Here is a 14,069-nt window from a genome sequence, read left to right as displayed (position 1 = left end):
CTATATCTTCAGGTGCATATCATCAATTAGCCGGGCTCTTATCAAATCCGAATTTTCTACCTGAAGTGTCTGGTGTCTGCCGCCATTCTTCTCGAAGATCTCAATCTGTAGTACCTTGTCATCAGTAATTGTAAACTGGTCCAGCAGGAACACATTTTGATCGATCGTTTTTCCGTCAATGGCATCCAGCTGCTTGTAAATACGAAGCGGTATAATAGCTCTTTGTTGTACAACAGTACGTTTGGCCAGCTTTTTGTCGACTATTTTGAAGTTGATAAAATCAATCTGGAAAGGAACATGAGCGCGGTTGGCAAGTTCCATGTGGAAATAGTATTGTCCTTTATGGATGTAAATACCTTTCAGGATCAATTCTATGCCGAAACTTTTAGCCCCGATATGTTTTATAATACGCCTGTCTTTTTTGTAAATAGTTTCCAATAACAGGCCTGCCAGTGATGGTGGGTTGCTGCCCAGCTCTTCAAAAAGCACATCATTTCCATTGGACTTATCTGCCGTTTTTTGCATCGCCTGCAGATCATAGCTTAATGTCTCAGGACAGGGACTGTAATAGACATTAAAACTGTAAAAGCGGCCGTCGTTGGTAATCACCGAAAAATTGGTTTCGGCTTCAAACTCCCTTACTGATGCTTTTATACGCAACACATTTTCCGCATCATCTGCTTTTCCGGCAATCAGGTATTCGCTTCCCAGATCAACATAGCGGATAGCAGTGGGAAAAATCAGATGGGAAGTCTTCTCGTACGTAACTTCCATGTGGTATGGCTCTATACTGCCCGAAGCAAGTGACGATTTTACATTATCCTGTGCCATGGACGAAGCAAAAGGAACGATCATCAGGGCAAAAGCCCTAAAGGTTTTAAAATGTTTTTTCATTATGTGATTGATTTTAAGATTACTATTTTTTAGAGACCAGGAAGAGTTGATGCCCGGCCTTAAGGGTAACTTTTGGCGTCCTCACTTTTTTAGCGAAATATCCCGAGATCCCCTGAACTACTCCTTTGCTCATCTCTGCGGCTATCTGCTGTCCAGCCGATTGGGTCAGCATCAGGCTTGTTCCTGACTGCTGGCTCATATTGCCCGCCATTTCGGTAAGGGCATTTATTTCTGGAGAGTATGGTACAAACAAACCCTGTTGTCCATCGAGATCATAAATGGTAATTTCTACCGGGATGATATTGCCGTCCAGCTCTATGGAATTAATTTTTAACTGTAAGCGCCCTGCTTGAAATTTGCTGATTGCGGTTAAGACAGTTCCCTGCTTAATAGTATGCTCTGGTGTTTTAGCAGGCTCTAATAAACGCAGCTGTACTATGCTTTCACCGATGATGGTCTGAGTTTCCTGTACACACGCTTTGATGCTGTTCTTGGGCTGTAGAACTTTCTGCACCGAACCTGCGGTATAAAAACTACGGTTTCTGGCTTGGTTCCAGTCGGCCAAAAAAATGCTGTCACTGGGTTCACGGTACAGCGATGATACTGTACTTTTTCTTGCAGGACTGAATGAAGCAAGATATTCTTTCTGACCAGCTGAAGGAGTAACAGTATTAGGAGTGCTGCTTGAGGCCTGCGTGGTATTGGTTCCAGAGGGAAGGTATTTGGCAGCCATTTGGTAGGATTTCTCCATTAGTGCCAGCTGCTCATTGGCTGTTATACCAGCAGGTATATCCTTTTCAGCCAGTTTTTCCTTTAGATTGTCGAGCTGCTTACGGAGTTCCTGAGTTTCATTGTTATCGTCCTGATAAAAAGAATTCAAGGCACTTTGCGCACTACGGTAGCTGTTTAGTGCAGGATTACCGGATTTTCCCGTACCGTTACCATTTGCACTGGTTTGATCTTCTTCATTTGATAACAGCTTTTGTTCTTCATTGGATGAACTATCTTCATTCCAATAATCGGACAGCGTGGTAAGAGCGTTGCTCTTTTCCTGCTCTTTCTGTTCCAGCATGTCCTGCTCGTAGGCCTTTTGTTTGTCTGCCTGCATCCCGGCATCGCTCGCCTGGGGAACAGAATCGTTTAGTCCGATGTTTTCGATTTCGTTTTTCCCTGAAGACGGTTTAAATATCAGGTACATACAGCCTAAAAAAACGACACCCATTAAAACAAATATCAGTGGCTTTTTCAACCGTTCTTTCCTGCTTTTTGCATCATCGGGAAGATTGGATGTTTTGTTCTGGCCGCCTTCCTCAACAAGGATGCTGACCTTTTTTTCATTTTCCTTCATAAATCTTATTTTTTAGAATTGTTTTCAAAGTGTCCTTTATCGCTCTGGGACTTTCTTTCTTTTTTAGGGCTGGTTTTTCGATATGATTGATCAACATGTCATTGTCAGACCTTGCTGTATCGAGGCAGACTTTACAAATAACCCCGGCGGTAAGCAGCAGGTATCCCACAAAAAAATAAAGGGTGTATTGCTGCTGTTTGCGTAAGGTCAACGCCCGCCAGCGTTCATCCAGCTCATCAAACCACTTCTCCAGATTTGCTCTTAATTTTTTCATAACTTTATCTGTTTTTAAAACTTGAAGCGCTTGCTTGATGGAACAGTTGTCTGCAATATCATTTCTTTGACCATAGCTATTGCTTCACTGACTTTGGGTGCTGTTTCAGCAGAAAGGCTGGTTAATGACCAATGCTTTAGCGAATGCCCGAACTGGTCTTTTCTCACGATCTCCATTTTTTGAAGGTCGAAGGCTCCCTTTACGTGTTTTATCCACAGCGAACATTCAACTCTTGGTTTATCATCTCCTGACCATTGCAGGTATCCCATCATCAATAGTTCAGATTTTAAAGGCTCTATGCCTTTGGCACAGCTATCCAGATATTCCCTGATACTGTCCTTTAGTTTTCCCGGATAAGCTGCCTGTGTAGTGAAATAGCCATTGTAGCCTTTATCGGAAAGAACCTTGCTGAATGTGTCTAAATCAAGTAACTGTTTCATATTCTTTCTTTTTAGCGTTCAATAACTTCTATATCCTTGTTCTCGATTACGTCAAACTTTTCAATATTGAATCCCTGCGGATTATTATCTGAGCGAACAGAGTTGACCAGAAAACAGGATGTAACCAGATTGCGCCTTGTTACGTTGCTTGAACGAATGATGAATTGTTTGGCATAGGTACGCACAGCATAAGGATAGGTTTCGAAATTGCAGGACACACTGTCTATTTCGATACGCTGTTGTACATTACCAGATATGATGCGGTTGTAATACCCTTTTTCCGAAAGGTCTTTGTAGTAATCGAAGGCACTTTTATCGGCGAGATTGAACGCCCGTTTCATATTGCTTTCAATGGCGTTCTTGTCGGGAGCGAGTGTAAAGAACAGTTCGTGAAAACGTCTTATGTGTTCGCGTGCTTCCACCGGACGGTTAATGGAGGCATCCTGCGCGAGTGCCAGCATCAATGATTTGCCGTTGTCCAGTACATATATTTTCTGGCGCTGCTGTTCCGCAAAACGGTAGGAATGCCATACGGCATATCCAGTTATACCAGTGCACAGTACAGCAAATACTATAGCATACAACCTGATCTGCCTGAAACTGTTTTCTATATTTCTTAGCGTTTTAAATTCCATTTTCTTCAGTGATTAATTGTTTACTTGCTTACCAGCCTGCCGCCGATATTACCCACAGCTGAACCAGCTCCGGCACCGGCAATATTTCCAGATTTCATGGCTGTCTGATTGACATTACGGGTAAAGTTTCCTGCGCCTCCAGCCTGAATAATCCAGCCTGTTACGGTCGGAATGGTAAAATAGCCCACGATACCTATAATCATAAATATGATATACACGGTATTTGAAGTATCGGGGATGAACGTCGGATCGGCCAGCATTTCAATATCCCTTTCAATAATTAGGGATTGTATCTTGGCAAGCATGGAACTGAACAGGTCTGCTACCGGAAGCCATAAATACACGCTTACGTATCGGGTGAGCCACTGTGTAAGGGTAGATTGAAAACCATCCCATACCGATATGGCAAATGCTATTGGGCCGAGTATGGATAAGACAATCAGAAAAAAAGTCCGTATGGTATCAATGACGAGTGCTGCCGCCTGAAATAGTATCTCCAGCAGATTGCGGAACCATTCCTTTATTGCTTTCTCTATCTTGTAAGCTTGTCTGTCCATATACATCCCTGCCATTGTTCCAACATCTTCAGGCGACCAGCCCAATTCTTCCAGTTTTTTATCAAACTCTTCGTTCGATATCAGATAGGCCGTCTCGGGGTCGCGAAGCATCGCTTCTCTGTCCAGCTGGTCTTTTTTTGCCTGTAGATCGTTCAGGTCAAGCACCTGGTTTTCGAGAATGGAATGGGTTCCCGTTACCACCGGACTTAGAACGGCATTGATAGTTCCCAGTACAATGGTGGGAAAAAACATGATGCAGAGACCTAATGCAAATGGACGCAGCAGCGGGTACATATCAATAGGTTCTGCACGGCTGAGCGCCTGCCACACCTTAATGGCTACATAGAACAAGGCTCCCAGACCCGCCAGACCTTTGGACACTGCCGCCATATCGGCGGACAGTGGAAGCATCTCATCGTAAAGAGAACGCAGTACTTCGTGAAGATTACTAAATTCCATAGCTACCAGTATTTTTGGTTTGGCGTTCCATAAAGGTCAAGTACCCTTTTGGTGTTGTTCTGCTTCTTTGCCCTTAGAATGCTGATCGATATATTCTTGTTGGTGTAATATCGTACCAAGCTGTGGTATTCTTTTACTTCTTTGTACACGCGGTCAATAATATCCATACGCTCTTTGTCATTTAAAGAAAGACTTGAGGAGCTAACTATTTGTTTGAGTTCTTTTAGAAGTTCGGTGCTCTCATTAAGTAATGCGGAATAGCCATTGGCAATAGCTGCCAATTCCTGGGCAGAGAAGTTTGGATCATTTAGCATTTTGCCAAAATTCTTTACATACATTTCTGATACATCGCCGACCAGCAATACGGTCTGCTGTACTTTGCGTGCATCTTTGACCAGATTGTTTACCGCCTGCAGTTTGTCGTAATATTCTTTGCCCTGTTTATACACCTTTTCCACTTCCTTGAAATTTTTAATCACATTGGATACCGTGGAAGATGTCTGTACAATTTCATTGGCACTGTTAAGAATACCTGAAGCAAGATTTACAGGGTCTGTGACAACCAGCTGGGCTTTCACAGAAGATGCAGTGGCAAGGATGAATGCCGTATACACCGTGAGCATTAATTTTTTCATTGTTCTTCGATTTTTAAAATTGTTATTGATTATTGATTTGTTTTATCACGCCGCCCGATGGCGATGTGCTTGATGGCGAGCTCAACATTCCCGTTCAGCTCTGCGGCGAGCTGCATGACTTCCATTTTTTCAGTTTCTTCGGTGGTGTAAGCCAGATACTCTTCGAGGCTGACTTCGGTGGCATATACTGCAGAGTGCGTACCGCCCAGACCAATCCATACTTCTTTGTAAAGCCGTGAGGAATCGTTATTCATGTTGATTGAAAGTACCTGTGCCTTTTCTTTGTCGGTCAGGCCAAGCATGGCTTGTATATCATCAAATTTGTTCATGTACTTACGCTGATCCAGAAGGATTTTACAATCTGAGTTGTTGATGATGCTTTCCTTGACTATTGGTGACTGGATGATGTCGTCCACTTCCTGTGTCACTACAATGGCTTCCCCGAAGAATTTACGGACAGTCTTGAAAAGGTACTTGATGTATTCTGCCATTCCTTCTTTGGCAATGGCTTTCCAGGCCTCTTCAATGAGGATAAGTTTACGGATACCTTTTAATCTTCTCATCTTATTGATGAATACTTCCATTATGATAATAGTCACAATCGGAAAAAGGATTTTGTGATCTTTGATAGCATCAATTTCAAACACGATAAAGCGTTTGGAAAGCAGGTCTAACTGCTTATCGGAATTGAGCAGATAATCATATTCGCCGCCTTTGTAATACGGTTCTAATACATTGAGGAAATTGGCAATGTCAAAGTCTTTTTCCCTTACCTGTTTTTCTTCCAGTACTTTTCGGTAATCACCCTTCACATATTCATAAAAGCCATTGAAAGAAGGATACACTTTACTTTGTTTGATGCGCTCGATATAACCGCTTACGGCATTGGACAATGCCACTTCTTCTGAACGGGTTGGCGGTTCGTCGTCGCGTTTCCAAAGTGTGAGAATAAGTGTTTTGACACTTTCTCTCTTTTCAATGTCGAAAATCCCATCATCCGTGTAAAATGGATTAAAGGCAATGGGATTGTCCTCAGTGTAAGTGAAATACACTCCGTCTTCGCCTTTGGTCTTACCTTTAATGAGTTCGCACAATCCCTGATATGAATTACCGGTATCGACCAGCAGGACGTGTGCACCCTGCTCATAATACTGCCGCACCATATGGTTGGTAAAAAAAGACTTGCCGCTTCCCGAAGGACCAAGTATAAATTTGTTCCTGTTGGTGATAATACCGCGTTTCATAGGCAGGTCTGAAATATCCAGATGGATGGGTTTGCCCGTGAGCCTGTCTGCCATTTTGATACCAAAAGGTGATGGTGAATTATGATAATTGGTTTCTTCAGTAAAGAAACACAAGGCCGGTTCGATAAAGCTGTAAAAGCTTTCCTCACTTGGAAAATCACCTGCATTGCCGGGCATTCCAGCCCAATAGAGCGTAGCTGTATCGGTAGTGTTATGTCTAGGTTTACATTCCATTAGCGCGAGTGCGCTCCCGCAGTCATTCTTTATCTGCTTGAGTTCACTGGGATCTTCAGACCAGGCCATGATGTTGAAATGCGCCCTGATGGACGAGAGTCCAAAAGAATGTGCTTCATTTAGATACCTTTCTATCCATTCTTTGTTGATTTGGTTGGCACGGCTGTAACGGGCCAGTGAATGCATGTTTCGTGCGGACTTTTCAAACTTCTGCAGGCTCTCATCGCTGTTATCCAAAAACAGGTATTGGTTGTAGATATGATTACAGCTGAGCAGCAGTCCCACAGGAGCAGCAAACGACAGGCGGCAGTCGCTGCGATCGGTAGACAGTTTTTCATAACGCGTATCTGCCGATACGGTTCCTGGCAAATCATCTGTATCGGACAAGGTGTGCAGGCACAGCCTTTTGTTGCCAATACGTACTTCTTCATCTCCCAGGGCGATGTCCTGCATGGGTGTTCCAGCTTCCCTTGACAAAGTGAGGTACTGTTCCAGTAATCCCTGTTTTCCTTCTGTACCGATAATATCCTCTTCGCTCAGGCGCTGCAATTTGACAAATCCGCAGTCGTTGATGATACGTTCAAACTGGGCCACCGCTTCCATAAAGCGATGGATGGCTTCTTTGTCCCTGATTTCTTTTGGTATAAGCGAACCTTTGCAAAGCGACGAGAAATTGCTCTGCATCCGCATTCTTTCTTTGGTAGTTTTAGTCAGGAACAGGTAGCAGTAATGGTTCAGGAATGGACGTTCATTGAAATGGCGCTGGTAAGACTTTGCCAAAAAACTCTGGTCGTCTTCTTCCAAATCAGGTGCATAGCTTTCCTTGATGTACCAATCCTGTTTATGGACTACCGTAAAATCTGGCAGGGTCTTGATGGCTTTATGCCAGGCGGAATGAATGGCTTCATATTCAGCGGAAGCTATCGTGAACAGTTCCGGTAGATGAACCTGAAAGCAGGCGGTAATGTCTGCATCTTTGGATAGGATACAATTGTTTTCTACCGCCAGTAATGGGAACCTGCTTTCCAGAGTTGTGGTCTTGGCTGCATTTCTCATACTGTGCTGGATTTAGGGGTGAACTTCAGGTAGCGGTTTATCGGCTTACGGCAGATGATATGACGGGGATGCCTTTTTCTCGCACCTGCCTTCATCAGTCCGTGTTCTCCATACTTTTTGTTCAGGGTGAAGGTCTGCCATACAATCAGCGAAGCACCACCGGTTCCGAGAAACAGGCAGATATACGAATTGACTCCAGCCATATAAAGTATCATAATCAGAATAAGGGTCCCGAGTAATCCGCCGGCGAAAATGAACAGGTATTGTGCCTTGAGTCCTTTAAATTCTACTGTTCTTCCAATGCCTTTATTGATATTGTAATTGTTCATATATCAATTTTAAAGGAAGAAGGAACGCAGTATGGTAGCCGCTACAATCAGAAAGATACAAGCACCAAACCAGCTTGCGGCGGTTTTACTGGTGTCAGGGTCTCCACTGCTGAATTTGTTATACACTTTTACCCCGCCGATGAGGCCAACCACGGCCCCGATGGCGTAAATGAGTTGTGTGGCGGGATCGAAATAGGATGTTACCATTTGGGTGGCTTCATTAATGCCTGCTGTACCGTTGCCTTGGGCCAGTACACTCAAACCTGTCAGCAATAGAAAGCCCGACAGTCCTCTTTTTTTTGTTAGTTTCTCCATAACTTGAATGAATTAGATTATTACTTTTTCCTGCTTTGTTCAGGTTTTTAGGCAAATCTATTGGAGAAGTAAAGACGTTTTGAGGAGCTGTCTTTAAGTGGAATTATTTGGCTGGAAGAGTCTGATAAAAAGTTAAAATGTAGTATATTAGCTTACTTTTAATAATTCATCTTTTATTTTTTTGGAAAATAGTATAATATACTTAGATAATAATGCAACCACAACAGTTGATGATAGAGTTATCAAGATAATAACATCATATTTCAGTGATCTTTACGGAAATGCTTCAAGTCTTTATTCATTTGGGAATAAGGCTAAAATAGCTATTGATAAAGCTAAGGTCGAGAGTGCAAAATTGATAGGAGCAGAACCAAATGAAATTTACTTTACTTCAGGTGCTACTGAAGGAATAAATTTCGCTTTAAAAGGTTTGGCTATGCATCCGGTTAACCGCAAGAAGCATATTATAACCTGTCGGACAGAACATAAGGCTGTATTGGAAACCTGCCACTATTTAGAGAGTATTGGATATAAGATTGATTATCTTCCTGTTGATGCTGAGGGAAACATTGATTTAGAAGCTTTGCAGAAGCTGATCTCAAATGATACTTTATTAGTTTGTTTAATGTGGGTTAATAATGAAACAGGTGTTATATATCCAATTGAAAAAATTGGGGAAATAACGAAAGCGGCAGACGTTTACTTTATATGTGACGGGACACAAGGGGTTGGAAAATTACCTATCAATATTAACGAATGCAATATTGATGTATTATGCTTTTCCGGTCATAAAATGTATGGCCCAAAAGGTATTGGAGGAATATATATAAACCAAAGTATAACCAGACAAAATAAAATTCAGCCTTTAATTCATGGAGGCGGGCAAGAAGACGGTCTTAGAAGCGGTACATATAATGTGCCATTAATAGCAGGATTGGGAAATGCTTGTGAGATTGCATTTGAGGAAATGGAAAAAAACAGAACCCATATTGAACATCTCCAAATTTTTTTAGAAAAGGAATTATTGCAAATCAAAGGAGCGTTTATTAATGGCAATCGTGTTTCAAGAATATATAATACAATAAATATTTACATTCCAGGGTTTGATTCAGAAATCTTTATAGGTGTCAATAAGGACATTGCGGTTAGCAATGGATCAGCATGTACTTCCGAATTGATTCAACCATCTCATGTATTATTGGCAATGGGCCTAAATAATAATGATGCAATGAATAGCCTGCGTATCTCTATAGGAAAGCATAATACAAAAGAAGACATTCAATTGCTTATACAAAGAATAAAAGACTTTATTAATAATTATTAAATCAATTCACCTATGCTGAAAACTTTATTCCTTTCCATTTACAGCTCCAAAACGGAAGCAGATATTGATAAATTAATCTCAGAAGAATCTAAATTATCTGATTCGAAGAATTGGTTTCCAATAGGAGGGAATGAGTCGAATTTTAGCATTATTGAAAATCAGCAATCTAATCCGATAGCCGCATTAGTAGAAAAAGTCACCAATTCCATTGATGCAATTTTAATGAAAAAATGCCTGGAGACAAACTTGGATCCTAGAGGCAAGTCAGCTCCAAAATCTATGGATGATGCAATTGATTTATTCTTTCCTGACAATAAAAATTGGGATTTAAATACTTTTAGAAGAAAGCAGGCAGAGGATATACAAATTATTGCAGATGGTCCAACCAAACAAAGCTCCGTGATTATATATGATAATGGTGAAGGACAGGATCCAAAAGATTTTGAAAGTACTTTTCTTTCTCTAATGCGTGGAAATAAAAATGAAATTCATTTTGTTCAGGGAAAATATAATATGGGAGGCAGCGGAGCCATTGTATTTTGCGGTACTAAAGGTTATCAGCTGATTGGTTCTAAAAGATTTGATGGTTCAGGTAAATTCGGTTTTACATTAGTTAGGGAACATCCTTTGTCTAAAGACGAATTAGAAACTAAAAAAAATACCTGGTATGAATACTTAAAAATTGATGGGGAGATTCCTGCTTTTGAAATTTCAGAACTGGATTTAAAACTTTTGAATAGACAGTTTACGACCGGATCGATTATCAAAATGTATTCCTATCAGATGAAGGGTGTTTCCGGGTTTGCCCAAGATTTAAATCAAAACTTGAACGAATTTCTTTTTAAGCCTGTATTGCCAGTTTTTACCATTGATACCAAAGAGCGTTATCCAAATAATAAAGTATTGGAAACAACCGTGTATGGTCTTCAAAGGCGATTGGAAGAGGAAAAGGATTATGTAGAAGAATGGTTTTCCGAAGAGTACGAAGATGCTCTTTTCGGTACAATGAAAGTGACCTGTTATGTTTTTAAGGCAAAACAAGAAGGGAAAACCGTGAAAGAGACCAAAGCTGACATACAAAGGAGGTATTTTAAGAATAATATGTCAGGATTATTCTCTATGAATGGGCAAGTCCACGGCCATTATACTAGTGAATTTATTACTAGAGGTTTAAAATATAATCTGCTGAAGGATTATCTGCTTATTAATGTAGATTGTTCGAAGATGAAGTACGAATTCAGAAAGGATCTTTTTATGGCTTCTCGCGATCGTTTAAAAAATGGAGCAAAAGCAGAAGAACTGAGAGACTATCTAAAAAAGAAATTAACAAAGTCAAAGTTAGACGAAATTAATAAACGTAGAAAAGATTCTATTGGCTTAGAAAGTGAGGATACATCTGAACTAATAAAGAATTTTGCTAAAAACCTTTCGAAAGACAGTGATCTTTTTAAACTATTGCAAAATACCCTTAAACTAGAGGAAAAGACTAAAGAAAAACCCGAGAAAAAACAATCGGGCGGCAGATCAGAGAAGGAACAAGTACCATTTAAACCGGAACGCTTTCCAAGCTTCTTTAAATTGCAACATAAAGCAAATACTCCCATTCCAGTACCAATTGGAGGAGAAAAGACGCTGCGTTTTGAAACCGATGTGGAAGATCACTATTTTGACCGTACAGATCACCCAGGTGATTTACAAGTTAGCATTTTGAAAGTAAAGAGAACGGATCATAAGGGAGGTAATCAACAAGGAAGTAGCAAAGAACCGGGGGAATTATTAAATATTATTAAATCTAGTCCAGACAAGGGAACAATTAAAATTACTTTTAACCCCGATACAGAATTGAAGCAAGGGGATGAGATAGAGGTTGAAGCAACCTTGAAAGGTGCAGGGGATGATTTTTTTCAAGAAATTGTTTTTCTGAAGATTGTTGATGCCGAACAAAAAAAGGAAACGGCTCCAAAAGAAGAGGAGGATTATAGCAATATAGGATTACCAGAACTGGTAAAAGTATCAAAAGAACAATGGGATGAGCTTGAATCTCATGGTGTTTCAATGAACTATGAAACGGTTATGAACCCAATAGCATCCGGAGATATTTTAGAGAAAATTTATATAAACCTAGATAGTAATGTTTTTCTTAATTATCGCAAGAAATTAAAAAATGAGGATCAAATAATTGTGGCTCAAAAAAGATACATAGCTTCAGTATATTTTCACTCATTATTTTTATATATGATCACTAAAAAGAAAAACTACAGACTTACTTCTTCTGAAAATCCTGAAGACGAAATAACTATCGACGACTATATTAGGGATGTATTCGATAGTTATTATTCCGACTTTTTATTAAATTTCGGGATGGAACAGTTAATGGGTAGCTTAGAGGATTAAATAATTTAAATTTAGTATGATTTCATCTGCTTTTGATTTAGGCGAAAAATTAAATAATCAAAGTGTTAATTACTATTTGCATAGTCCACTTTGGAATAGATTTAACTTTTCGCACATTGATATATCTTTTACCAATTGGCAAAAAAGTAAATATTTGAATATTACCGCTGACGATTTTGATCCCGCAATAAATAGTATACCAAATGATAGTGGAGGTTTATATTTGTTTTATGTTAAATGTAATATAATTACAGGAATAACTGAATTTCCATTTTATATTGGGAGGGCTCAATATACTGAAAACCAAAATCTAAGAAAAAGGGTAAAAGAATACTTTCAAAAATACTCTCGAAGTGATGAACGGCCTAAAATTACAAAAATGTTTAAATATTGGGCTTTAGATTTGCATTTAGCTTATCTTCCGTTAGACAATAATAGCAATATAGTTGATTTAGAAAAGCAATTAATCAATTATTTATTATTACCGATGAACGATGAGATTCCTGATCAAGAGATTAAACAAGCAATAAAGGCATTCTAATTATGAAAATCCCCGCATTAAAAGCAAATATAGGTAGTTGGAACTATTATGTAACAACTTTAACCTTTGAACAAATTTCAATTTTTGTTTCTAAAATAGATGATCAATTATATAAATCCGAAAGCCTTCAGGATTTGATTCAACGCAGTATTACAAATAATTATGTAAGTATTAAAGAGTATATATTAAATCAGCCGGATGTTTTTTTTAACTCATTAGTACTTGCTGTTTATGATGACTATCCTGACTGGCGAGAAATAGAATTTAAGTATGAAAGCGGTGAAGAAACTTATCAAATGGGATTACTAGAATTTCCTAGTAATCATAAAGTATTTCCTGTAGATGGTCAACACAGGGTAGAGGGAATAAAAGCTTCTTTACTAGTTAATCCTCAGTTAAAGGATCAAAAAATAGCTGCAATTTTTATAGGGCATAAAAATGATGAAGAGGGAAAGCAAAAGACGAGAAGATTATTTACTACTCTCAATAGATATGCTAAACCTGTATCTTTAGATGATATAATTGCATTAGATGAAGATGACTCAGTAGCAATTGTTACAAGATATTTACTGGAGGAATATGAATTATTCGCAGGAAAAAGAATAATTTATGCTAAGCAAAAAGCAATTCCACCTACAAACAAAGAAGCCATAACGTCCATTATTACATTATATCAGGCTAATTTAGAGATTTTTAAAATATTTTATGAGGCTAAATTTGAGAAAAAAGCCACCCAAAAACTACTAATAGAGTATCTGAAATTTAGGCCATCAAATGAAATAATTCATGAATTCACAACATTTACTATAAGTTTCTGGGATGCATTTAAAACAGAACTAGCCTTTATTAGTGAATATTTAATTCAAACAAATAGCGCCGCACAAAATTATAGGAATAATGATACAGGAGGAAATTTAGTTTTTAGACCTATTGGTTTCCTGCCATTAGTAAAATCAAGTTTGTTAATATATAAACGAGAAGGAAAATCATTTACTGAAATATTTCAAAGATATAATAATGTTAACTTTAATTTGGACACCAAACCTTGGCACTATGTTGCTTGGAATCCAATTGAACACAAAATGGTAATGAGTTCTGATTCCGTTATTCAATTATTATTGTTGTACTTATATAATTCTGAAATATTAGAAGCGAAAGAGACAAAAAAATTAAAGGAAGGTTATGCAGCTAAAATATCGTATGAAAATCCAAATCTTGATGATGTTTTAAATGATATTCAACAGTAGTTTTATTTTAAAGACAAGATATTTGCTGTGCTTATCTTCTTCTATTATTATTTGATAAGATTTTTATGAATTGTTTAAGTGAATAAAGCAATATGGGGTTCAACTCGATGTTGAACCCCATATTGTTTTAAATTATTAAGAAG

The 14,069-nt window shown here is 38.9% G+C and carries 14 protein-coding genes; 4 read left to right on the top strand and 10 right to left on the bottom strand.

The window, feature by feature from the left end:
* Genes traN through E4635_RS03835 form a run of 10 tightly spaced genes read right to left on the bottom strand, consistent with a single transcriptional unit; the run spans position 1 to position 8,420 of the window.
* Positions 1–894, bottom strand: coding sequence for a conjugative transposon protein TraN (gene traN, locus E4635_RS03880; RefSeq protein WP_135525310.1), 894 nt, complete (start codon positions 892–894; stop codon positions 1–3).
* Between the two features lie 22 nt (positions 895–916).
* Positions 917–2,242: a conjugative transposon protein TraM gene (gene traM / locus E4635_RS03875; protein WP_135525309.1), complete on the bottom strand. Its 1,326-nt coding sequence runs from the start codon at positions 2,240–2,242 to the stop codon at positions 917–919.
* Positions 2,229–2,516 (bottom strand): nitrogen regulatory IIA protein, encoded by a 288-nt coding sequence (locus E4635_RS03870; protein WP_135525308.1) that lies wholly within the window; start codon positions 2,514–2,516, stop codon positions 2,229–2,231. The genes traM and E4635_RS03870 overlap by 14 nt, the downstream gene beginning before the upstream one ends.
* A gap of 14 nt (positions 2,517–2,530) precedes the next feature.
* On the bottom strand, positions 2,531–2,956 hold the full coding sequence (locus tag E4635_RS03865; RefSeq protein WP_135525307.1) for a hypothetical protein: 426 nt from the start codon (positions 2,954–2,956) through the stop codon (positions 2,531–2,533).
* A gap of 11 nt (positions 2,957–2,967) precedes the next feature.
* A complete protein-coding gene (gene traK, locus E4635_RS03860; protein WP_135525306.1) occupies positions 2,968–3,591 on the bottom strand; it encodes a conjugative transposon protein TraK in 624 nt (207 codons plus the stop codon).
* A gap of 20 nt (positions 3,592–3,611) precedes the next feature.
* A complete protein-coding gene (gene traJ, locus E4635_RS03855; RefSeq protein WP_135525305.1) occupies positions 3,612–4,607 on the bottom strand; it encodes a conjugative transposon protein TraJ in 996 nt (331 codons plus the stop codon).
* A 2-nt stretch (positions 4,608–4,609) separates the two neighbouring features.
* Positions 4,610–5,242 (bottom strand): DUF4141 domain-containing protein, encoded by a 633-nt coding sequence (locus tag E4635_RS03850; RefSeq protein WP_135525304.1) that lies wholly within the window; start codon positions 5,240–5,242, stop codon positions 4,610–4,612.
* Between the two features lie 29 nt (positions 5,243–5,271).
* Positions 5,272–7,776 (bottom strand): TraG family conjugative transposon ATPase, encoded by a 2,505-nt coding sequence (locus E4635_RS03845; protein ID WP_135525303.1) that lies wholly within the window; start codon positions 7,774–7,776, stop codon positions 5,272–5,274.
* Positions 7,773–8,105 carry a DUF4133 domain-containing protein gene (locus E4635_RS03840; RefSeq protein WP_135525302.1) on the bottom strand — a complete coding sequence of 111 codons (333 nt, stop codon included), beginning with the start codon at positions 8,103–8,105 and terminating at the stop codon, positions 7,773–7,775. Before E4635_RS03840 ends, E4635_RS03845 begins: the two co-directional genes overlap by 4 nt.
* A 9-nt stretch (positions 8,106–8,114) precedes the next feature.
* On the bottom strand, positions 8,115–8,420 hold the full coding sequence (locus tag E4635_RS03835; RefSeq protein WP_135525301.1) for a DUF4134 domain-containing protein: 306 nt from the start codon (positions 8,418–8,420) through the stop codon (positions 8,115–8,117).
* A 181-nt stretch (positions 8,421–8,601) separates the two neighbouring features.
* Between E4635_RS03835 and E4635_RS03830 the strand changes: the two genes are divergently transcribed.
* From E4635_RS03830 to E4635_RS03815, 4 genes are read left to right on the top strand one after another with little or no spacing between them, the layout of a single operon-like run.
* The gene (locus tag E4635_RS03830; RefSeq protein ID WP_135525300.1) at positions 8,602–9,744 is read left to right on the top strand and encodes a cysteine desulfurase family protein; all 1,143 of its coding nucleotides are present in this window, start codon (positions 8,602–8,604) and stop codon (positions 9,742–9,744) included.
* Positions 9,745–9,756: 12 nt separating this feature from the next.
* Positions 9,757–12,138 (top strand): hypothetical protein, encoded by a 2,382-nt coding sequence (locus E4635_RS03825; RefSeq protein WP_135525299.1) that lies wholly within the window; start codon positions 9,757–9,759, stop codon positions 12,136–12,138.
* Between the two features lie 16 nt (positions 12,139–12,154).
* A complete protein-coding gene (locus E4635_RS03820) occupies positions 12,155–12,679 on the top strand; it encodes a hypothetical protein (protein WP_135525298.1) in 525 nt (174 codons plus the stop codon).
* Between the two features lie 2 nt (positions 12,680–12,681).
* On the top strand, positions 12,682–13,926 hold the full coding sequence (locus E4635_RS03815) for a DNA sulfur modification protein DndB (RefSeq protein WP_135525297.1): 1,245 nt from the start codon (positions 12,682–12,684) through the stop codon (positions 13,924–13,926).
* The last annotated feature ends 143 nt before the right edge of the window (positions 13,927–14,069 follow it).

Source organism: Flavobacterium humi (assembly GCF_004745595.1).
In the GTDB taxonomy this organism is placed as follows: Bacteria; Bacteroidota; Bacteroidia; order Flavobacteriales; family Flavobacteriaceae; genus Flavobacterium; species Flavobacterium humi.
Note: the sequence above shows the minus strand (reverse complement) of the source record. Positions and strands in the feature narration are given on the sequence as shown.

Excerpts from the sequence above, each read along its gene's own strand:
- traJ (WP_135525305.1), bottom strand. The coding sequence starts at position 4,607 with ATGGAATTTAGTAATCTTCACGAAGTACTGCGTTCTCTTTACGATGAG.
- traK (WP_135525306.1), bottom strand. The coding sequence starts at position 3,591 with ATGGAATTTAAAACGCTAAGAAATATAGAAAACAGTTTCAGGCAGATC.
- E4635_RS03870 (WP_135525308.1), bottom strand. The coding sequence starts at position 2,516 with ATGAAAAAATTAAGAGCAAATCTGGAGAAGTGGTTTGATGAGCTGGAT.
- E4635_RS03850 (WP_135525304.1), bottom strand. The coding sequence starts at position 5,242 with ATGAAAAAATTAATGCTCACGGTGTATACGGCATTCATCCTTGCCACT.
- E4635_RS03815 (WP_135525297.1), top strand. The coding sequence starts at position 12,682 with ATGAAAATCCCCGCATTAAAAGCAAATATAGGTAGTTGGAACTATTAT.
- E4635_RS03865 (WP_135525307.1), bottom strand. The coding sequence starts at position 2,956 with ATGAAACAGTTACTTGATTTAGACACATTCAGCAAGGTTCTTTCCGAT.
- traM (WP_135525309.1), bottom strand. The coding sequence starts at position 2,242 with ATGAAGGAAAATGAAAAAAAGGTCAGCATCCTTGTTGAGGAAGGCGGC.
- E4635_RS03820 (WP_135525298.1), top strand. The coding sequence starts at position 12,155 with ATGATTTCATCTGCTTTTGATTTAGGCGAAAAATTAAATAATCAAAGT.
- E4635_RS03835 (WP_135525301.1), bottom strand. The coding sequence starts at position 8,420 with ATGGAGAAACTAACAAAAAAAAGAGGACTGTCGGGCTTTCTATTGCTG.
- traN (WP_135525310.1), bottom strand. The coding sequence starts at position 894 with ATGAAAAAACATTTTAAAACCTTTAGGGCTTTTGCCCTGATGATCGTT.
- E4635_RS03825 (WP_135525299.1), top strand. The coding sequence starts at position 9,757 with ATGCTGAAAACTTTATTCCTTTCCATTTACAGCTCCAAAACGGAAGCA.
- E4635_RS03840 (WP_135525302.1), bottom strand. The coding sequence starts at position 8,105 with ATGAACAATTACAATATCAATAAAGGCATTGGAAGAACAGTAGAATTT.
- E4635_RS03845 (WP_135525303.1), bottom strand. The coding sequence starts at position 7,776 with ATGAGAAATGCAGCCAAGACCACAACTCTGGAAAGCAGGTTCCCATTA.